Here is a 20,163-nt window from a genome sequence, read left to right on the forward strand (position 1 = left end):
TATCGTGCTTCAGCTGAAAGCCTTTCTTGGCGTACGCAGCTGAGACTTTCAGGCAGATAGCGCGGCCAGGGATCCTGAATGCGTCCGCCGGCCGCCTTGGCAGCGAAGGTGCCCACCCGGGGTGAACACCCTCGTCAAAGGGCAACGTATTGCCGGCCCGATCTCAGGCCGGCTCTTCGAAACGGGCATAGCCCACGGGTATGCCGCCTTGGGTGGCATGCCGCGAGCTGTCGACCCGCGCAGCGGCGCGCTTGGCCAGCCCCGGTCCCGAGCGTTTGGGAGCGGGGCGCGTCAGGTCCTGCCCGCCCAGGGCGCTGTTCAGGGTGAAGAACTCCATCAGCTGCTGGAGCAACTCGGCCTGGCTGCTCATCTCTTCGGCAGTGGCGGCCAGTTCCTCGGACGCCGAGGCGTTCTGCTGGGTGACCTGACTGAGCTGCAGCATGGCGCCGTTGATCTGCTCGACGCCGGAGGTCTGCTCTTCCGAGGCGGCGGTGATCTCCTGCACCAGGTCGGAGGTCTTGCTGATGGAGGGCACCATCTCGTCCAGCAGCACGCCGGCACGCTCGGCCAGGGCCACGCTGCCCTGGGCGACGTTGCTGATCTCCTGGGCGGCGACCTGGCTGCGCTCCGCCAGCTTGCGCACCTCGGAAGCCACCACGGCGAAGCCCTTGCCATGCTCGCCGGCGCGCGCCGCCTCGATGGCGGCGTTGAGGGCCAGGAGGTTGGTCTGGTAGGCGATGTCGTCGATGATGCTGATCTTGGCGGCGATGGTCTTCATGGCCACCAGGGTGTCCCTGACGGCCTGGCCGCCTTCGTTCGCCTCGCGGTTGGCCTTGCCGGCCATGCCGTCGGTGACCTTGGCGTTCTCGGTGTTCTGGGCGATGGACGCCGACATCTGCTCGACGCTGGCGCTGGTTTCTTCGACCGAGGCGGCCTGTTCGGTGCTCGCCTGGCTGATGCTCTGGGCGGTGGCGGAGATCTCCTCCGAGGCGCTGGCCAGGCCATCGGAGGCGCTGCGGACGTCGCTGATGATCTGCGACAGGCGCTGATTCATGCCGTCCATGGCGCGCAGCAGCGCGGCGGTCTCGTCCCGGCCTTCGGCGTCGATGCGCTGGGTGAGGTCGCCTGCCGCCAGGCGATCGGCGATCGCGACGGCCGCGCGCAAGGGGCGGGTGATGCTGCGACTCATCAGGAAGCCGAGCAGGATGCCAAAGGCCACGCCCACCGCGATGATGCCGATCAGCATGACCCGGCTGCGGGCATAGATCTGGTCGGTGAGGTCGTTGGCGTCGCTGGCGTTCTGCTCCTTGCGCTTGGACAGTTCGGTCATCAGCACACCTACCTGGTCGCCAAAACGGCGAACACTGACCAGCTGACTATCCAGCTCAGGATCGGCATCACGCAGCGTCCGCTTGCCGGCGATCGCCATGGCCTGGTCCAGCTGAGAGGTATAGCTGCCGAGCAACTCGTCGATCTGCCGGAAATTGGCGGCCGATGCCTCGCTGCTAAAGAGAGGGCGGGCCTTGGCGAGATTGTCCCGCACATTGGCCAGCCCCAGCTTGACCTCCGCCTGGGCACGAGTGCGATCCTCTTCGGAGGTTGCCAGCAGGTAGTTGCTGCGCGCGCGGCCGATGAAGACCAGATTCATGTTGGCCTCCTTGATGTAGGAAAGCCCGAGCAATTCGTTCTGATAAAGCTGAGTCGCGAGATCGTTGATCTGACTGCTGTTGCTGAGGCCCGCCAATCCCACCACCAGGCTGATGGACGCCACGGCGATGAAGGACACGATGAGGCGGGTGCCAATCCGGAAATTCTTGAACATCTGAAAGCTCCTCGGAGAAGGACTAGCGGTCACAGCTAGCTGCAAGCGACGACGGGATAGTGACGTCAATAGTCAGGCTTTCGGTGCGAATATCTGGAAGTTTATGGTGGCTTTTTGCCGCCTTTACAAATGGCAGCCAATTCGCCGAACTTTCCTGAAGTTTGGCCAATAAACGTTGTTGCAATAGCTTTTCCGGAGGCGGTAAATGTAGCGACGGCGATCTGAGAACTCATCGACCAGCTGGCCTGATCATTCGTCTTCGCACCCAAACGGCTCACTCGCGCCTCGTCCATGACCGCCTTGGCCGGTGAGCCTTGGCACGTGCGCCAGACGGCGATGGCAGCACCTGGCTTTATGCCTGGTGTTGCCACAGGGCCTCGATGAAGCCGCGAATCTCTTGGGCCAGGTCGTCATCCTCTGCTGTTCCGCCCATGAAACCGCCGTGGGGCATGCCTTCGCCGAGGTAGAACTCGACAGGCACCCGGGCGCGGCGCAGCCCACGATGCAAGCGCGCCGCGTTGGACAGGAACAGGTCGCGGGTACCCGTTTGCAGGAAGGTGGGCGGCAATCCCTCAAGCTGACCGAACAAGGGCGAAAGATAGGGGTGGGCGAGATCGGCGTCGCCTGCATAGAGTTGATTGATGGGCATCAGGGGGAGGGGCAGCATCACATCCACATGGCGGTTGGTGTGGAAACTGTCGCCGGACTCGGTCAGGTCGACCTCGGGTGACAGCAGCACCAGCCCGGCGGGCATTGGCAGACCTTCGTCGCGACCGCGCAAGAGCATCGCCAGCGCCAGGTTGCCACCTGCCGAGCGTCCGATGAGAACGATATCGGCAGGCGAGTACTTGCTCAGCACATGCCGATAGGCCGCAAGGCAGTCATCCAGCGCGGCAGGATAGGGAAAGTCAGGCGGCAGGCGATAATCCACGCCGAAGCACCGAACGCCGTAGCGGTCGGCCTGTTGCTGCGCGCCGACGCGGCAGGCCTCGCCACCGCCGAACAACAGGGCACCACCGTGCAGGTCGATACAGGCTCGCTGGGGGTGTGCCGATCCTTCGGGCGTGGCGACATGGATTTCGGTATCACCGAGGATCAGGGTGTCGACACTGGCGCGGGGGTGGCTCGCCATGCCTTTCACCGCCAACGCATAGTGGTCGTTCACCTGGTCCTTGAGCGCTTGCCAGGCTGCCTTGTCCGCTAACGGCGGTAGCGGCTGAAGCGCATTGACCGGAAGACCCTGGGCAGTGACCAGGCGTTGCAGCGCAGCCCTCGCCGGCGCGCTGATCGAGGTGGGAAAGGGCACGATGCGTTGCGGCACCAACACGCCTTCAGACGGAAGGGTGGTCACGGCCTTGGCCATAAGCGACTCCGGTATTGGGTGCAGTGGGGTACGGCGATGGAGGGGCGAGTCGCCACTCCCAGTAGTCGGGCATCAGGCATGAATCACGGACATTGCAGCGCTCAGCGCGCCGAGCACCTCAGCGTCAGGCGCCGCATCCGTTATCAGCGTACTGACGTCGGCCAGCGGGATGATGCCGTAGGGCGAGGCCGCGCCGAGCTTTTCCCGCGTCGCCAGAACGAAGGTCTCCGCCGCCTGGCGGCTGATGATCCGCTTGATCGCGGCTTCTTCGCCATTGCCCGTAGTGGCGCCCGTTTCCGGATGCAGGCCGGTCACGCCCATGAAGTAGCTATCCACGCGCACCCGGGCGATGGCCTCCGCGCAGGCCGCCCCCAGGGTGACGATGGAATGCTTGAACAGGCGGCCGCCCACGAGCTCGACCTCGATCAGCGGATGCTCGACCAGCTCCACCGCGATGTTCGGGCTATGGGTTACCACGGTAATCGCAAGATCCTTGGGCAGCTGGCGGACGAGTTGGACATTGGTCGTGCCGCCATCGAGAAAGACAATCTGCCCTGGCTGGATCAAGCGCGCACCCGCCCGGCCGAGGGCCACCTTGCTGGCCGTGGAAGCCTCTTCGCGCTTGGCGTAGTCCGCGACCGCCGCCGAAGCCGGCAAGGCACCGCCATGCACGCGTTGCAGCACACCGTCAGCCGCCAGCTCCCGCAGATCGCGGCGAATGGTGTCTTCCGAGACCCCCAGCTGCTGGCTGAAGGTCTTGGCGACCAGCCGTCCTTCCTGGCGCAGTACCTGCTGGATAAGCGCCTTGCGTTCACGGGTGAGCATTCGGGGCTCCTGCACGAAAATTCTTGACGTTGCACGAAACTGCACGAATTCTACCGCGAAGCCCCAAGGCGGTAAACACCGCTCGCCAACCCAGAGGACTGCCCATGAGCATCGCCCCGCGTATTCGTGTCGAAGAGGTCGAGGTTTTATCTGACGACTGGTTCGTGCTGAAGAAAACCACCTTCGCCTTCCTGCGCAGTGACGGCACCTGGCAGCGGCAATCGCGAGAGACCTACGATCGCGGCAATGGCGCGACCATCCTGCTCTACGATCCCCAGCGGCGCACCGTGGTGCTGACGCGCCAGCTGCGCTATCCGGCTTTCGTCAACGGGCACGACGACCTGCTGATCGAGGCACCCGCCGGCCTGCTCGACGCCGCCGAACCCGAGGTGCGCATCCGCGCCGAGGTCGAGGAGGAGACGGGCTTTCAGGTGCGGGAAGTGCGGCAGGTGTTCGATGCCTTCATGAGCCCCGGTTCGGTGACCGAGCGGCTGCATTTCTTCGTCGGCGAATACGCCTCGGGCGATCGCAAGTCGGCCGGGGGTGGCAATGTCGCGGAGGGCGAGGACATCGCCGTGCTCGAAGTCGAGCTGGAGGAGGCGCTGGCGATGATCGATGCCGGGATCCTGCGCGACGGCAAGACCATCATGCTGCTGCAGTACGCGGCCCTGAGGCTCATGCCGCGCCTGGCGGTCAGCTGATCGCCAGGGCTGCCTTGGGCGTTCGCCGCCTGGCGGCTAGGACGACGCCCCAGGGCGCAGGTAGGGCAGCACCTGGGCGATATAGTCGGCCTTGCCCAGCTCGACACCCTGGGCGCGCAGGATGGCGTAGGCGGTCATCACGTGGAAGTAGAACTGCGGCAGGGCCCAGTCGCGGACGTACTGTTCGGTCGTGAAGTCGAATACCAGGCCCTGGGGCAGTTCGTGGGCGACCGGTGCGCCTTCCTGGATGGGACGGCCTGTGCCTGCGATCGCCTCTATCCTGTCCAGGGTTTCGCGGATGCGGGTCTGAGCCTGGGCGAGGGTGCCCGGTTGTTCGCCGGCGTTGCGGCCTTCGTTGAGCAAGTCGGTCAGTTCGGGCGGAAAGACCTGGTCGTGCAGTCTCAACATTCCTTCCTGGGCCTGGACGCAGGCGAAGCGGATCTGGGTGGCGAGGGGAGACATGTCGGGCGCCAGGCGGGCGGTCAGCAGCGTCTCGGCCGTGCCATCCGGCCGTTGGGCCTCGGCCTTGCCGAGCCAGGCCGACAGGGCGCCAAGCAGATTCCTGTAGGTGGGAACGAGGATGTCCGTGAGGGTCATGGCAGTTCCTTGCTGGGTCTGAAGCAGGGTGGGTCGGTCTAGTAGAGGGTGTTGGCGATGCGCTGCGGCAGGGCCCGGTCGTAGGCATCGCCGTCTATCTGGGTCGGACATAGCTGCTTGAGGATCGACCCGGGAGAGGGCAGGGCACTGCGCGGCAGGTGCCTGGTGGCATCCCACAAGCCGGCCCTGATCACTGCACGGCTGCACTGGAAGTAGACACTGCTGACTTTGATCTCCAGTACCGTCCGTGGGCGCTGGCCCTTGACCTCGAAGCGCGCCAGCAGCGCCGGGTCGACGGCTATACGGGCGGTGCCATTGATCCGTAGCGTCTCGCCAATGCCGGGAATCAGGAACAGCAGCGCTACCTGGGGATCCTGGAGGATGTTGCGCAGCGTATCCAGGCGGTTGTTGCCCCGGCGATCCGGCAGGTAGAGCGTCCTGGCGTCCTCGACCTGCACGAAGCCGGGCGCATCGCCGCGCGGCGAGGCATCCAGTCCCTGGGGCCCTGAGGAGGCCAATACCACGAAGGACGCCGCCTCGATGAAGGGCTGGTAGGCAGGGTGAATGTGGTCTGTTTCCTTGAGGATCGAGGGTGCCGCGACCTCGCCGTAGAGACTTTCCAGCGATTCCAGCGAGGTGATGTAGTCCTGTTCCTGGTTGTCCTGCTCCATGTAAGACTCCTGGTTTGAGGTGCTCTGCGCGCCTTCTCACGCGTGGCTCTTCCGGTGCCAAACGTTCGCGACAGGCGAAGGGTTGGCTGAACTGTAGCCGATACGGTGGAGCAGAGCCCGGTCGGTGGGCAGGTTCCCGCGAGCGTCGCTTGGCTAGGGGTCTTCGCCATAGCGACCCAAAGAAAGCGCAAGCGGCTGGGTACTTATAGCGGTTTGCCGCTGTCCCAGAAGACCTGATCGGCGCCTGTACCTGTTCCAACAGTCGCCCACGAACCCCCCCATTGGCTGACTAAGAGGAACCTCCTGATGACCCAACCCTTACGCCTGTACGAACTGACCGGCGCCGACGACAGCTGCCGCTTCAGCCCCTATTGCTGGCGCATACGGCTGGCACTGGCGCACAAGGGGTTGCCGGTGGAGACCGTGGCCTGGCGCTTCCACGAGAAGGAGGCCATCGCCTTTTCCGGCCAGGGCAAGGTGCCGGTGCTGGTCGACGGCGACCAGTGCGTCAGTGACAGCTGGACCATCGCCGAGTATCTGGATCGCCAGTACCCTGAGCGGCCTGCCCTGTTGGGCGATGCCGCGCTCAAGGCAACGACGCGCTTCATCAACCAATGGGTCGCGGACAGTGTCCATCCGGCGCTGGCACGGTTGATCCTGCCCGACGTCCATGGGGTGCTGGCTGAAGCCGACCAGGACTACTTCAAGCGGACGCGCGAGGCGGCATTCGGCGTGTCGCTGGAGGCCCTGGCTGGGCAACGCGAAACCTCGCTGCAAACCTTCCGCGACGTCCTGAAACCCCTGCGCAGCACCCTGGCGGTGCAGGATTACCTGGCCGGCGAAGCCCCGGCCTATGCCGATCACATCGTCTTCGGCGCCTTTCAGTGGGCGCGGATCGTCAGTGCCCAGGCGTTGCTGGCTCAGGACGATCCCATCACCGCCTGGTGCGAGCGGATGCTCGACGCCTACGCTGGCGTTGCGCGCCACACACCCGCGGCAGCCGAACGGTAGTTCGCCGCCGCGCCTGAGCCGGCGGCTCGCCCGGGCCAGCCGTCGAGGCGTCCACCATAACGAACGCCCCGACGGCAGCGCCGGCACCCCTGGGTTCCTGGCGGAATGCTACTGGATCACTGGCCGGTGCTGGCCAACCGACTCATTCTCTTCCTGCCGATCCCGCTCGGCCATGAAGTCCCCGGGCAGGGATTCGACGTACAGGCTTCTGCTGGAGAGGGCAAAGCGCACGCCGATCTTGGCGAAGGCTTCCATCATCTCCAGATTGATCGCCTGCTGGATGTCCATGTACAGGTTGTAGCTGGCATCCAGGACGATGTAGACGACCTCGAAGTCCAGCGAGCTGTCGCCGAAGGCCAGCAGATGGGCCCGGTCGAAGCGCGTCTTGTCCTGCCGCTGAATGATGTCTTTCAGGGCGGCAGTAACCTGTCTGATCTGCTTCGGCTGGCTGGCATAGGTCAGGCCGAACTTGAAGACGATGCGACGCTCCTGCAGCTTCTTGTAGTTCTGGATGGTGCTGCCGATCATCTCGGCGTTCGCCATGACGATCTGTTCGCCGCCCAGACTTCTGATCCGGGTGGTCTTCAGGCCCACGTGCTCGACGGTGCCCGCCAGCGAGCCGACGACGATGAAGTCGCCCACCTCGAAGGGCTTGTCCACCGCGATGGAGAGGGAGGCAAACACATCACCCAGGATGTTCTGCACTGCCAGGGCGATGGCGATGCCGCCCACGCCGAGGCTGGCGACAAAGGCGGTGATGTTGACGCCGAGATTGGACAGCATCGCCAGGCCGACCACGGCCCAGAGCAGCACCTTGGCGCCCCAGAGTGACAGGGTGGCCAGGGCGCTGCCCTGGTAGACGTCGGCCTGGCTGTGCTTGACGAAGTAGTGGTGCACCGCCAGGGCCACCGCCCGGTTGGCCCACAGCCCGGCCTGCAAGGCCGCCACCACGAACCAGAGGCTGCTGACCCGCGTCAGCCAGCGCTCGGGGAGATCCAGTATCCCCACGCCGATCAGGATGGCGGCCAGCAATAGCAGGGTATTGCTGGTGCTGGAGAGCACCTGGATGGCGATATGGCTGACATGGGCACCCGGTTTCTCGGCGCGGGTCCGCAGATTTCTCAGGACGAAGCCGATGATGGTGCGGGCGAGGGTGAAGCTGAGCAGGATGATGCACAGCATGGCGAGCCAGTTGGCCAGCGAGATGCCGAGCAGACTGGTCGATAGCAGGGTGTTGAAAAATCCGAGATCCATAAAGCAGGGGGTCTTCTAGCCGGTTCAGAAATCGCCACGACTCGGCCGCGCAGGCGCGGTCGCGACTCGTTTTATCCCAGCGCGCTCCTGGTCAACTGGAACACAGGACGCCGTCCGCCGGCTCGGCCATTCAGCCAGGAAACCGCGGCAGGCATCAGCCAGGTTGGAGTCCATTGCGGCGGTGCCGTGCACTTTTTTTCCGGGTCCGGGACCGTTCGGCGCGTGCCGATCAATCGGCTATCAAGCGCGAGCGCCTCTGGCCCGGTGGTTGCGGCGGCCGGTGCCAAGGTGACAAAAAGTAGACTCACCCACTCTCGACGGCAGGTGGTAAAGGAGAGGGACAGGCGGGAGGATCGAGCGCCGGTCGCGCTCAGGGAAGCAGCAAGTGGCGGCCCGACCGGGTGACCGACAGCGTTCCGGCCGGCTGGGCCCCCGGGGGTGATTACCTGGTGTGCGAGACCTCGGTGCAGATCAGTCCCGAGCGCCTTGCCGGGCTCAGTGACTGTATCCGGTCGGCTTGTTGCGGATGGTCTTGAGCAGGTCTTCCGGGCTGATGCTGGCCAGTGCCTTGGCCGCGGCCTGGCTGCCCGGCAGCGGCAGGTCGAGGATATGGCCCTTCATCTTGCCCACCACATGCATCTCGCAAGGCTTGCAGTCGAACTTCAGGGTCAGCACCTCGTCGCCGTGGACCAGTTGCATGGGCGCGACCTTGGTGCGCACGCCGGTGACGCCCTTGGCCTGCTTGGGGCAGAGGTTGAAGGAGAAGCGCAGGCAGTGCTTGGTGATCATCACCGGCACCTCGCCAGGCTCCTCGTGGGCCTCGTAGGCGGCGTCGATCAGTTGCACGCCATGGCGGTGGTAGAAGTCGCGGGCCTTCTGGTTGTAGACGTTGTAGAGAAACGACAGGTGCGACTCGGGATACACCGGCGGCGGACTGGTCTCGGCCTTGCGGCGGCCGCGCGGGTAGGCGGCGATGCGCGCCGCGGTCAGCTGCTCGATGGCCTCGCGGCGCAACGCCTTGAGTTGCGAATTGGGTACGAAGAAGGCCTGGGGGGCATCCAGGGTCACGTTCAGCGCGTGGTACTCGGTGGTGCCCAGCTGGGTCAGCAGATCGCGCAGACCCTCCAGCGCCTGCTCCGGCTTGTTGGCCATGCCGAAGGGACCGTCCAGGGCAACGGTGACGCTCACGCCTTCCTCGCTGATGGCGGTCAGCTGCAATCGCTGCTCGCGCAGCTCGGCCTGCCAGCGCACGCCGATGCGGCGCTCGGCGCTGGTCTTGAGCAGGGCCTGCTGCCAGTTGTGGTCAAGGTTGCGCGACAGCGGATGATTCGGTCGCAGGCGGAACAGCCCCTCGGGCATCTCGTTGGGTTCGACGCGATAGCGATAGCGCTTCGCCCCGTCTTCTTCGAATTCACCTTTCAGTTCGGCAACGTTGGCGCGGAAGCCCACCACCTCGCGCTTGACCAGCACGTTAAGCCCGTCGCCGTTGGACAGCGGCTCTTCGGTCACGGCGATGAAGTCGCGCTTGCTGACCTTTTCCACCTGCCCCACCGGCAGCCCGGTAAAAGTCGGCGAGTCGAAGGCGCCGATGTCCACCTTGCGGTCGGTGACGAAGTAGTCGGTGCTGCCGCGGTGGAAGGTCTTGTCCGGATCGGGCACGAAGAAGTGCGCCGTGCGGCCGCTGGAGGCGCGCGCCAGGTCGGTGCGGTCTTCGAGGATCTCGTCGAGCAACTGGCGGTAGTAGGCGGTGATGTTCTTCACGTAGCCCATGTCCTTGTAGCGCCCCTCGATCTTGAAGGAGCGCACGCCGGCCTCGACCAGGGCACGCAGGTTGGCGCTCTGGTTGTTGTCCTTCATCGACAGCAGGTGCTTCTCGAAGGCCACCACCCGACCCTGGTCGTCCTTCAGGGTGTAGGGCAGGCGGCAGGCCTGGGAGCAGTCGCCCCGGTTGGCGCTGCGGCCGGTCTGGGCATGGGAGATGTTGCACTGGCCGGAGAAGGCCACGCACAGGGCGCCATGGATGAAGAATTCGACGGCCGCGTCGGTCTCGGCGGCGATGGCCGCGATCTCCTGCAGATTCAGCTCGCGCGCCAGCACCAGCTGGGAAAAGCCGGCCTGATCGAGAAACTTGGCCCGCGCCAGAGTGCGGATGTCGGTCTGGGTGCTGGCATGCAGCTCGATCGGCGGGATGTCCAGTTCCAGCACGCCCAAATCCTGCACGATCAGCGCATCCACGCCGGCCTCGTACAGCTGGTGGATCAGCTTGCGCGCCGGCTCCAGCTCGTCGTCATGCAGGATGGTGTTGATGGTGGTGAACACGCGCGCGTGATAGCGCCGGGCGAATGTCACCAGCTCGGCGATCTCGCTGACCTCGTTGCAGGCATTGTGCCGCGCCCCGAAGCTCGGCCCGCCAATGTAGATGGCATCGGCCCCATGCAGGATGGCCTCTCGCGCGATACCGACATCGCGGGCCGGGCTGAGCAATTCCAGATGGTGCTTGGGCAGGGACATGGCAGTTCTTCTCGATCAGGCGCGGCACGGCAAGGCGCGCATTGTAGCGGGCGAGGGGGAGGAGGGCACGCCCGGGGTGCTGGGTGGTTGACGGCAGTCCATCAACTGGAAAGAGGATCTACAGACTCGTCTGCCGATTAAGGGTTATCCGTGTTTCCGGCCGGCATCCCGGTGGGGGGAGCGCAGCGGGGCAGACGGAGTTGCGGCTGCCAAGGGCTCAAGCACCGACATTCCACCGGATATGGCGTAAGCGCATTCCAAAGGAGAATGAATGCCTGTTCCTCTTTATCGCTTTTTTCCATTAATGGGTCGTCGTAAAACCTCCGTCACCTTTAATAAACATAAAAATCGGAGGACTCATGACCGAATCCCTGGCTTCAAAGCCGGCGCCGGCAGTAGCGGAGCGGTCAGCGCTACAGACGCGGTCCAGGACCCGCTATCGCTGGGTGGTACTGGCGGTCATCGTGGTCGTGTACATGCTCGCTGCAGCCGACCGGGCCAATATCGGCATCGCCTTGCCCTATATCCAAAAGGAGTTCGGCGCGACCAATGCCGAGGTGGGTCTGCTGGTCAGTGCCTTCTTCCTGTTCTACTCGCTGGGTCAGATACCGGCAGGCTTTCTGCTGAGCAAGGTCAGCGTACGCGTGGTCGCTCCCGCAGCGATTGGGCTGACGTCGCTGGTGACGCTGCTGATCGGCACCTCCCACAGCATCGGCATGCTCAGGCTCTATCGCTCGGCCCTGGGCGTGGCAGAAGCTGCCTTGCCGCTGTCGATGCTGAGCACCATCAACCGCTGGTTTCCGCCGCGGGAAAAGGGCACGGCTACCGGGGCGTTCCTGTCCGCCGCGAAGATGGGTGCGGTGATCGCACCGCCACTGGGGGCGGCGCTGATTCTGCTCGATGGCTGGCGCACCATGTTCATCGCCTTCGCCCTGCCAGGCGTGCTGCTGGCCTTGCTCTGGTGGTGGCTCGTCCCCAATGACCCGCGGGCCTGCAAGCAGGTCAGTGACGCCGAAGCCGAGCACATCGAAGACCAGACGACTGCGCACAGCGAGTCGGTCCGTAAGCACCGGGATTTCGGCAGGCTCGACCGCGCGCTGCGCTATGAGCGCACCCCCGTCCTGGATACGTCCCGCTCCGTGTTCAGATCCTGGAATATCTGGGGGTGTGGTCTGGGCTACCTGCTCATGACCGGTGTGGTGAACGTGCTCCTGGCCTGGCTCCCCAAGTACCTGGGTGAGGTGAAGCACTTCGAACTGATGCAGGTCGGCTTCGTGGCGTCCTTGCCCTTCGTTGGCGGGGTGCTTGGCAACATCGTCGGCGGCTGGCTGTCGGATCGTATTCTGGATCGCCGTCGCAAACCGACCATGATGATCAGCGCGGTAGCGACCTGCGTGATGATGGTCGCGCTGGTTTACGCGCCCAATGGGCTGCTCGCGGTCGGTCTGTTGCTGTTCGGTACCGGCTTTCTGCTCAATATCGGCTACTCGTCGTTCTCGGTCTATTCGATGGGACTGACGACCAGAACGACCTATCCGGTGGCTGCATCCGTGGTCAACAGCGCGGGTCAGGCAGGGGGTGCCATGGCGCCGCTGATCACCGGCTTCCTGCTGGACAGCTACAGCTGGACGGCAGTGTTCATCTTCCTCGGCGTCTGCTCCCTGGCCGCGCTGGCCTTCGTGCTGACCATTTCCGAGCCGGCTACCGCGCCTGTCGGCGAGTCGGGTGCCTAGCGGGTCGAGTAGCCCGGCAAGGTCTTGACCATTGCCCCGCGAAAGTTACGCGCGGGGCGATGCAGCGGTCCCTGACTAACGCTGCAACTGTTTCGTGAAGTCGCAGAGTTGCGTCGCCAGCGTGGCAATCTCGGCGACGAAGGTCGAGGGCCGGTCGTTGCGGTACATCGCCATGTAGGGAACCGGTGGCAGCTCGGGATCGGTCTCGACGATGACGAGCTTGCCTTCGTCCACCAGCGGGCGGAAACACTCGCGCGGCAGATAGGTGACGCCCAGGCCCGCCGAGGCCAGGCCGAGCATGGCGGTAAGGCTGTCGGAGGAGAGGATCCTCGGTAGCTCTATGCCGCGTGCATGCAGCCAGCGGTTCACGAACAGGCCGGACCCTGACTTCTTGCCCTGCATCAGCATAGGATACTTGGCCAGCTCGGCCAGGCTCACCACGCCTGAACTCCGCACCAGTCCCGGCGCAGCCATCCAGGCATTCTCCACGGTCGCCAGGGGCACGCTGGTGACCTCAGGTGCCGTGAAGGTGTCCGGGATCACGATGAGGTCGACCAGGTCGTCCATCAGCCGCTCGTGCAGGTTGCGACTCATGTCGACCTCGGGTTCCACGGTCAGCCCGGGGAAGTCCGCGACCAGTCGCGTGACCAGGCGCGGTAGCCAGGTCCAGGCGGTGAGTTCGGTAACGCCCAGTCGCAGGCGGCGGGTGGTGACGTGCTTGCCATCCTTGAGCGAGGTGATGCGTTCGTTCAGATCGAGCATCTCCCGCGCGATGACCAGCAGCTCCTCGCCCTCGGCGGTGAAGCGGGCACCCCGCTGCGAGCGATCGAACAATTGCAGGCCGGTGGAGGACTCCAGCTCCTGCACCCGTTTCGAGATGGCCGACTGGGTGGTGTTGAGGTGTTCCGCAGCCCTTTCGAAGGTACCCAGACGTTCGATCCAGTGCAGCGCCAGCAATTGCCGTAGCGTGACCATTGGCATTCCTTCAGGGCATGAGTGGTCATACCTTAATATCGCTTTTTCTATTTGGCCACCGGCCTATCCTCGACGTCATCCAACAAGAGGAGCCCCCATGAACGTCATCGCTTCCCGTCCGACCGCGCTGGTCGAAGCCTTCGCCCGCACCTCCACCTCCATCATCAGCGACTGTCTCGACCGGCTTCCAGGCGCTCGGCTGCGACCCTTCCACCGGATCGAAGGCACCATGGCGGGCCTTGCGCTCACCGTCAAAGTACCGGCCGGCGACAATCGGGCGATCCACCAGGCGCTGGAGCTCCTCGTCTCTGGCCAGGTGCTGGTGGTCGATGGCGGCGGCGACCTGAGTCGCGCCCTGATGGGCGACATCATGGCGGCTATCGCGGAAAAGCGCGGTGCCGCGGGGGTCGTCGTCGATGGGGCGATCCGCGACCTGGCGACGATCAGCAAGGGCAGCTTTCCCATCTTTGCGCGTGGGGGCTATCACCGGGGTCCCTACAAGAACGGCCCGGGCGAGATTAACGTGCCGGTGAGCATTGGCGACATGATCGTGTCACCAGGAGACCTCGTCGTGGGTGACCATGACGGCATTGTCGCCTTTCCCATCGCCCAGGCGGCGGAGTTGCTCGACCGTTGTCTGGCGACCGAGCGCAAGGAAGCGGAGATGCTCGCGCAGATTGCAGCTGGAACCTACCGGGGCGCCTACGCGGCCCATTGATTATGGAAGAAGCAAATGAGGCTAGCGATTATCGGCGCAGGCGAAGTGGGTCTTACCTATGCGCACCCCTGGGTGGCCGCGGGCCACGAGATCCTCTTGTGTGACCTCAGGCCCTCACCCAGAGCCCAGGCCTTCGCGAAAGAACATGATCTGGCACTCTTCACCTCGATAGAGGACGCGGTGGCCGCTTGTGACGTCGTCGTCTCCTGCGTTTTCGGCACCGTCTCGCTCCCGGTCGCCGAGCAGGCGCTTGCCCTTATGCAGGCGGGTGCGCTGTTCATCGACATGACCACCGCAGATCCGGAGCAGATCAGGCGAGCCGCGGCCATCGCGGCCGAGCGCTCGATCCCCTATGTGGACGTGGCCATCCTGGGGGCCATTGCGTTGACGCACGCGAAAACCAATCTGCTGGGCGCCGGCATTGGCCTGGACCGCGCGGTCGTCCTCTTTGCGGAAGCCGGCGCACCGCTCAAGCCGGTCGAGGGAGGCGCCGCGGGCGATGCGGCCGCCCTGAAAATCCTGCGCAGCGTGTTCACCAAGGGCCTGGAAGCCCTGACCATCGAGTGCTTCATGGCGGCCGAGAAGCAGGGCGTCACGGAACAGCTCCACGATGCTCTGAGCGATATCGACCAGGCTTCGCTCAGGGACTTTCTCGGCACCCTGATCAGGACGCATGTGGTCCATGCTCCGCGCCGTCTCAAGGAAGTGGAAGAGGCCGAACGCCAACTGCGGGCTGCCGAGCTGCCGGTGGCGGTGCTGCCCGGGGTCAGGGAAGTGTTTGCACGGACAGCCGCTCAGCTCGCACACGAGCCTGTCGACACGGCATCGCCGACTCTCGACCAGGCCTTTGCCTGGCTGTTCAAGGCCAATGGCGTGGTGAGGTAGCGGGTACTTGATTAAGCACCGAGCGGCTATGACCGCTCGGCGATTTCAGTACCTGGGGTCAAGGCGCCTCTGGCCCAGAGATCGCATCCGGCACCGCCGCCCGCCCCAGCAACTCCTTCAGAATACTCAGGCGAAATTGCCGCTGCAGCGTTACCGCATAGAAGCGTTCGGCGATCTCGGGGACTTCGGCGTAGAGCTGCAGGGCGCCGCTGCGCAGTTCGTCCTGCACCACCACGGCGGGCAGCAGGGCCAGGTCGCCGGAGTCGCGGGCCAGCAGACGCAGCAGGGCCATGTCGTCGACCTCGGCGCAGATGCGCGGCGTCAGCCCCTGGCCGCTGCAATAGACGTCGAACTGGCTGCGCACATCGCTGCTGCGCCCGGGCACGATCAGGCGGGCCTGTTGCAGGTCGCGGTGGAGATCGAAGGGGCGACTGTCCTGGCGCGGCGGGCCGATCAGGCACACCGGCTGGCGATGGAGCAGGCGGCATTGCCAGGTGCGCTGGCTGTCGGCGCTCACCGCCTGGTTGGTCAGCACCACGTCCAGCTTGTGCAGGGCCAGGCGCTCCAGCAATTCGTCAACGCTGCCGGATTCGAGGGTCAGCACCAGGTCTTCACGACCGAGGAAGGGGCGCAGCAGGTTTTCCTGGAAGTTGCGCGAGAGGGTCGCCACGGAGCCGATGCGCAGTGTCTGGTTGGCTTCCTGAGTGTTCTGCAGGGTGTCCTGCAACTCGCTGCCCAGGGCGAAGATCGTGTCGGCGTAGTCCAGCACCAACTGCCCGGCTTCGGTCAGCCGCAGGCTCCGTCCGGAGCGAATGAACAGGGGGTGGCCGAGCTGGTCTTCCAGCACGCGGATCTGGGTAGAGAGGGCGGACTGGGAGACATGCAGCGCCTCGGCGGCACGGGTGAGATTGCCTTCCTTGGCGACGGCCCAGAAGTAGTGCAGGTGATGGAAATTGAGTCGGCGCATGCTTCGTTCTTAAAAAGTGAACGCTAGGTTCTGATCAATCTATTTTAAATAATTCGTACACATCCGGACACTGTCGCTATCTGGTGTTCATGGAGTGTGCACGATGTCTGGCCTGCTGTTTTCCCTCGCCCCACTGTTGCCCTGGGTTTATGCCCTGGCGCTGTTGCCCGCGCTCTTCCTCGCTTCACCGAGCCAACTGTGGATACCTGCGCGGGTCGCGGGTTATCTGGGTGTCTTGCTGGTGCTGGCGGCCTGGCTACAGGCGCTCGTCGGCACCCAGGATCCTGATCGCCTCGGCCTGGCGATGGTCGGACTCATCAGCCTGCTGGCGCTGGTGATCATCGAGTATTCCCGGCGCTATCTGGAGGGGGAAGCAGGGCAGCGGCGCTACGTGCTCGCCCTGCTGGCCACCCTGGCGGCGGTGGCGACGGTGGTCACCAGCGGCAACCTGCTGTTGATTACCGGGGCCTGGATCCTGTCCAGCCTGTGCCTGCACCAGCTGCTGACCTTCTACCGCGAGCGCCCGCAGGCCGTCGTCGCGGCCCACAAGAAATTCCTCGCCAGCCGCCTCGCCGATGTCAGCCTGCTGCTGGCGACCCTGTTGCTGGTGCAGGCCGGCGGTAGCAGCCAGCTCGCGCTGATCCTTGCCGCGGTGAATGCCCAGGTGCAGGCGGGGGGTGCGCTCGGTTGGGAGCTGCAGGGCGCGGCGCTGCTGCTGGCGTTGACAGTGATCCTGAAATCGGCCCAGTTGCCGGTGCATGGCTGGCTGATCCAGGTGATGGAGGCTCCCACGCCGGTCTCGGCCCTGCTGCATGCCGGGGTGGTCAACCTGGGCGGCTTCGTGCTGCTGCGCTTCGCCCCGCTGTTTTCCGCCGCGGTTCCGGCGCAGAGCCTGCTGGTGCTGGTCGGCGGCCTGACCGCGGTCCTCGCGGCCCTGGTGATGATGACCCGGATCAGCATCAAGGTCCGCCTGGCCTGGTCGACCTGCGCGCAGATGGGCCTGATGCTGCTGGAATGCGGGCTGGGGTTGTACGAACTGGCGCTGGTGCACCTGCTGGCCCACTCGCTCTACAAGGCCCATGCCTTCCTGGCCGCAGGTGAAACGGTCGCCCACGCCCGCCAGCATGCCCTGCAGCCGCAGGCCGCGGCGCTCGACTTGAACGGGCTGTTGCGCGCACTGCTGGTGGCCGCGCTGATGCTGGCGCTGCTGCAAGGGCTTTGCGCCTGGCTGCTGCCCGGTCATGCGCTGCCCCTGGTGGCCCTGACGCTACTGGCGATCGGCCTGGCGCCCTGGATCCTGCGCCGCGACCAGCCAGCCCATGGCTTGCTCATGTTCGGCCTGCTGCTCGGCGCTTACCTGCTGTGGCATCAGGCGGCCGGCTGGATCCTCGGCCAGCACCTCGCTGCGGCGCCGCTGCCGCTGGCCCTGGTGGCGATGGTCATGCTGGTCGGGCTCTACCTGCTGCAGGGCCTGCTGCTGGCCCGGCCGCGCGGCGCCCTGGCGCAACGTCTCTACCCGCTGGCCTTTGCCGGCTTCTACCTGGATGAGCACTTCACCCGCCTGACCTTTCGCCTGTGGCCGGCGCGTGTGCCCCAGCCCCTGAGCGTAACCCTTGGAGACCGCGCATGACTGCCTTCGAAACGCTTTCCAGCCCCAAGCACCAGGCGCTGCACGAGGCGGCCCGCCTGGCCTGTGCGCGCATCGCGCCGACCTGGCCGCTGGATCGCATGATCGCCGTCAACCCGCTGTGGGAGCGGCGCGATCAGGCCTGGCAGAGCGTGGCCGCGCAGCTGTGGCAGCGCGCCGGCAGCCGCCTGACCCTGGACGCCGCCGACTATCGCCAGGCCTGGCAGGACGGCCGCATCGCCGAGCGCCATCTGCAGCAGGCGCTGGCCGAGCAGGGGGAATCCTGCAAGCCGGTAAGGCTGCTGGAGGTACTGGACGCCCCCGTGGAGGTCGGCCACGGTCTGCCGCTGCTGGAAGACTTGGCAGAGCCGGGGATCCCGCTTCCGGGCTGGCCGGCGCTGATCACCCACCAGATCGGTCAGAGCTGCGCGGCCTGGTTCGATCACGAGCAGGCGGATTGGCGTCCGGCAGAGGGTGGCGGGCTCTATCAGACCTGGCGCGCCAGCCTGCTGGCCGACCAGGGCCTGAGCGTCCTCAGTGGCTGCCGGGATCTGCACCAGCGGATCGCAGCGTTGCCGGCGCAACCCGAAGCGGCCCTGGAGGCGGCGGTCGAACACCTGGGACTGCCAGCCCCAGACTGGGCGGCCTGGTTCGACTGCCTGCTGCTGCGCAACCTGGGCTGGGCCTCCTGGTGCGCCTATCGGCGCTGGCAGGCCCGGCTGCAGGGCGAGGACGACCAGACGGTGCTGGAGCTGCTGGCCATCCGCGCGGCCTGGGAATGGCTGGTGGATGATCGCCGGCGCGATGCCGAGAGCCGCTGGCACAGTTGGCGCGCGGCCTGGGAGGAGGGCTCGCAGCGGATGCCTTCGGCCAACTGGCAGGCCCTGCAGCTCTGGCAGCGCGCCGACGAGCTGGCCTGGCAGGAGCATCTGCAGCAGACGCTGTGCCTGAGCATCCCGGCAGCCTTGCCCCCGGTGCCGCTGGCCAAGCTGTTCTTCTGCATCGACGTGCGTTCCGAGCCCCTCAGGCGTGCCCTGGAGCTGACCTGTCCGGCACTGGAAACCGGCGGTTTCGCCGGCTTCTTCGGGCTGCCCATCGCCTATACGCCGCTGGGTACCGGTGCCACGCGCCCGCAGTTGCCGGGCCTGCTCGCGCCGCAACTGCAGGTCAGCGAGGGCAGTGGCGATACCACGCGGGATCGCCAGCTGGCACAGCTGCGTCAGGGGCGCCTGGCACGGCAGGGCCGCTGGCGGCTGTTCGAGCGGCTGCCGGCCTCGACCTTCACCCTGGTGGAAAGCGTCGGGCTGGGCTACGCCGGGGCGCTGCTGGGACGGACCTATGGCCTGGCCGGTGGTGCGCCTTCGCCCGAACTCAGCGCCTGGCGTCGTCAGGAACGGCAACAGCTGCAACCACAGCTACCGGCGATGTCCCGGCTGCAGCAGGTCGACCTGGCCGAGCGCATTCTCAAGGCCATGGGGCTCAACGGGCCTGTGCCGTCCCTGTTGGTGCTGCTCGGCCACGGCAGCCAGAGCGCCAATAATCCTCAGGCAGCGGGTCTGGACTGCGGTGCCTGCTGTGGCCAGAGCGGCGAGATCAATGCGCGGCTACTGGCCGGCCTGCTCAACGAACCCGAGGTGCGTGACGGGCTGCGGGTGCGCGGCCTCGACCTGCCGCCGCACTGCCAGGTGCTGGCCGGGCTGCACAACACCACGACGGATGAGGTGCAGGTCTTCGGGTACGAGGGGCTTCCCGCAGAGCTCCAGCCCAGCTGGCAGCGCCTGCGGCTGGCGCTGGACAGCGCCAGCGCCGAGGTGCGGCGGCAGCGGGCTGGCAAACTGGGCCTGGCACCGCTGCCGGAACAGCCGGACAGACTGCTCGGCCAGCTGCGCCGGCGCGCTCGGGACTGGGCGCAGACCCGGCCGGAATGGGGCCTCGCCGGCAATGCCGCCTTCATTGCCGCGCCGCGGGCGTGCACCCGCGCGGTGGACCTGGAGGGCCGCGTCTTCCTGCACGACTACGACTGGCGGCAAGACCAGGAGGGCAGGGTGCTGGAGCTGATCATGACGGCGCCCATGGTGGTGGCGCACTGGATCAACCTGCAGTACTTCACCTCGACCACCGACAACCTGCGCTTTGGCAGCGGCAACAAGTTGCTGCACAACGTGGTGGGCGGCCATATCGGCGTGTTCGAAGGCAACGGCGGCGACCTGCGCATCGGTCTGGCGCGCCAGTCGCTGCACGACGGCCAGCGGTGGATGCATCGTCCGCTACGCCTGCACGTGGTGATCGAGGCGCCGCGCGCGATGATCGATCAGGTGATCGCCAACCAGTCCGTAGTGCGCGATCTGGTGCGCAACGGCTGGTTGCACCTGCTGCGTCTGGATGGCCTGCCGGCTTGCCTCGAGGTGCGTACGGCCGGGGGATGGCGGCCCTTGCCCAAGGTCTGACGCTGGCCAGGCCAGGCCAGGCCAGGCAAAGCTGAAATTCGGGGCCAAGGCGCAGG

At 65.7% G+C, this 20,163-nt stretch carries 17 protein-coding genes; 7 read left to right on the top strand and 10 right to left on the bottom strand.

Annotation, left to right across the window (positions count from 1 at the left end; all coding sequences use genetic code 11):
* Nucleotides 1-163: 163 nt before the first annotated feature.
* The 4 genes from OMP44_RS03925 to OMP44_RS03940 form a co-directional block, all read right to left on the bottom strand.
* Nucleotides 164-1,822 (bottom strand): methyl-accepting chemotaxis protein, encoded by a 1,659-nt coding sequence (locus tag OMP44_RS03925; protein ID WP_280306558.1) that lies wholly within the window; start codon nt 1,820-1,822, stop codon nt 164-166.
* 101 nt (nt 1,823-1,923) lie between these two features.
* The gene (locus OMP44_RS03930; RefSeq protein WP_280306559.1) at nt 1,924-2,100 is read right to left on the bottom strand and encodes a hypothetical protein; all 177 of its coding nucleotides are present in this window, start codon (nt 2,098-2,100) and stop codon (nt 1,924-1,926) included.
* A 74-nt stretch (nt 2,101-2,174) separates the two neighbouring features.
* A complete protein-coding gene (locus tag OMP44_RS03935) occupies nt 2,175-3,185 on the bottom strand; it encodes an alpha/beta hydrolase (RefSeq protein WP_280306561.1) in 1,011 nt (336 codons plus the stop codon).
* Between the two features lie 72 nt (nt 3,186-3,257).
* Entirely contained in the window at nt 3,258-4,010 is a 753-nt protein-coding gene (locus tag OMP44_RS03940) for a DeoR/GlpR family DNA-binding transcription regulator (protein WP_280306563.1), read from the bottom strand.
* A gap of 104 nt (nt 4,011-4,114) precedes the next feature.
* On the opposite strand from OMP44_RS03940, the gene OMP44_RS03945 reads away from it, so the two are divergent.
* Nucleotides 4,115-4,711 carry an NUDIX domain-containing protein gene (locus tag OMP44_RS03945; protein ID WP_280306564.1) on the top strand — a complete coding sequence of 199 codons (597 nt, stop codon included), beginning with the start codon at nt 4,115-4,117 and terminating at the stop codon, nt 4,709-4,711.
* 36 nt (nt 4,712-4,747) lie between these two features.
* On the opposite strand, the gene OMP44_RS03950 is transcribed toward OMP44_RS03945, so the two are convergent.
* Both OMP44_RS03950 and OMP44_RS03955 read right to left on the bottom strand, forming a co-directional pair.
* Nucleotides 4,748-5,308, bottom strand: a complete 561-nt coding sequence (locus OMP44_RS03950; protein WP_280306567.1) for a DUF1993 domain-containing protein — start codon at nt 5,306-5,308, stop codon at nt 4,748-4,750.
* Nucleotides 5,309-5,346: 38 nt separating this feature from the next.
* Nucleotides 5,347-5,979, bottom strand: coding sequence for a pyridoxamine 5'-phosphate oxidase family protein (locus OMP44_RS03955; protein WP_280306568.1), 633 nt, complete (start codon nt 5,977-5,979; stop codon nt 5,347-5,349).
* A gap of 306 nt (nt 5,980-6,285) precedes the next feature.
* Here OMP44_RS03955 and OMP44_RS03960 point away from each other — a divergent pair, with 306 nt between their 5' ends.
* A complete protein-coding gene (locus OMP44_RS03960; protein ID WP_273862181.1) occupies nt 6,286-6,990 on the top strand; it encodes a glutathione S-transferase family protein in 705 nt (234 codons plus the stop codon).
* Between the two features lie 108 nt (nt 6,991-7,098).
* Here the strand turns inward: OMP44_RS03960 and OMP44_RS03965 are convergent, their stop codons facing one another.
* Both OMP44_RS03965 and OMP44_RS03970 read right to left on the bottom strand, forming a co-directional pair.
* Complete coding sequence (locus OMP44_RS03965) at nt 7,099-8,244, bottom strand: mechanosensitive ion channel family protein (RefSeq protein ID WP_273862180.1); 1,146 nt, start codon at nt 8,242-8,244, stop codon at nt 7,099-7,101.
* Between the two features lie 495 nt (nt 8,245-8,739).
* Complete coding sequence (locus OMP44_RS03970) at nt 8,740-10,755, bottom strand: peptidase U32 family protein (RefSeq protein WP_280306572.1); 2,016 nt, start codon at nt 10,753-10,755, stop codon at nt 8,740-8,742.
* A 359-nt stretch (nt 10,756-11,114) separates the two neighbouring features.
* Here OMP44_RS03970 and OMP44_RS03975 point away from each other — a divergent pair, with 359 nt between their 5' ends.
* Nucleotides 11,115-12,488 carry an MFS transporter gene (locus OMP44_RS03975; protein WP_280306573.1) on the top strand — a complete coding sequence of 458 codons (1,374 nt, stop codon included), beginning with the start codon at nt 11,115-11,117 and terminating at the stop codon, nt 12,486-12,488.
* Between the two features lie 75 nt (nt 12,489-12,563).
* Here OMP44_RS03975 and OMP44_RS03980 read toward each other — a convergent pair whose 3' ends face one another.
* Nucleotides 12,564-13,463 (bottom strand): LysR family transcriptional regulator, encoded by a 900-nt coding sequence (locus OMP44_RS03980; protein WP_058790481.1) that lies wholly within the window; start codon nt 13,461-13,463, stop codon nt 12,564-12,566.
* 97 nt (nt 13,464-13,560) lie between these two features.
* Here OMP44_RS03980 and OMP44_RS03985 point away from each other — a divergent pair, with 97 nt between their 5' ends.
* On the top strand, nt 13,561-14,181 hold the full coding sequence (locus OMP44_RS03985) for an RraA family protein (protein ID WP_280306578.1): 621 nt from the start codon (nt 13,561-13,563) through the stop codon (nt 14,179-14,181).
* A gap of 15 nt (nt 14,182-14,196) precedes the next feature.
* Nucleotides 14,197-15,066, top strand: coding sequence for an NAD(P)-dependent oxidoreductase (locus OMP44_RS03990; RefSeq protein WP_280306579.1), 870 nt, complete (start codon nt 14,197-14,199; stop codon nt 15,064-15,066).
* 58 nt (nt 15,067-15,124) lie between these two features.
* On the opposite strand, the gene OMP44_RS03995 is transcribed toward OMP44_RS03990, so the two are convergent.
* Nucleotides 15,125-16,033 (bottom strand): LysR family transcriptional regulator, encoded by a 909-nt coding sequence (locus tag OMP44_RS03995; protein WP_280306580.1) that lies wholly within the window; start codon nt 16,031-16,033, stop codon nt 15,125-15,127.
* Between the two features lie 103 nt (nt 16,034-16,136).
* On the opposite strand from OMP44_RS03995, the gene OMP44_RS04000 reads away from it, so the two are divergent.
* Nucleotides 16,137-17,663 carry an NADH-quinone oxidoreductase subunit L gene (locus OMP44_RS04000; RefSeq protein WP_280306582.1) on the top strand — a complete coding sequence of 509 codons (1,527 nt, stop codon included), beginning with the start codon at nt 16,137-16,139 and terminating at the stop codon, nt 17,661-17,663.
* Nucleotides 17,660-20,107 carry a YbcC family protein gene (locus OMP44_RS04005; RefSeq protein ID WP_280306584.1) on the top strand — a complete coding sequence of 816 codons (2,448 nt, stop codon included), beginning with the start codon at nt 17,660-17,662 and terminating at the stop codon, nt 20,105-20,107. Before OMP44_RS04000 ends, OMP44_RS04005 begins: the two co-directional genes overlap by 4 nt.
* The last annotated feature ends 56 nt before the right edge of the window (nt 20,108-20,163 follow it).

This window comes from Pseudomonas flavocrustae, from assembly GCF_029872515.1.
Classification (GTDB): domain Bacteria; phylum Pseudomonadota; class Gammaproteobacteria; order Pseudomonadales; family Pseudomonadaceae; genus Chryseomonas; species Chryseomonas aestiva.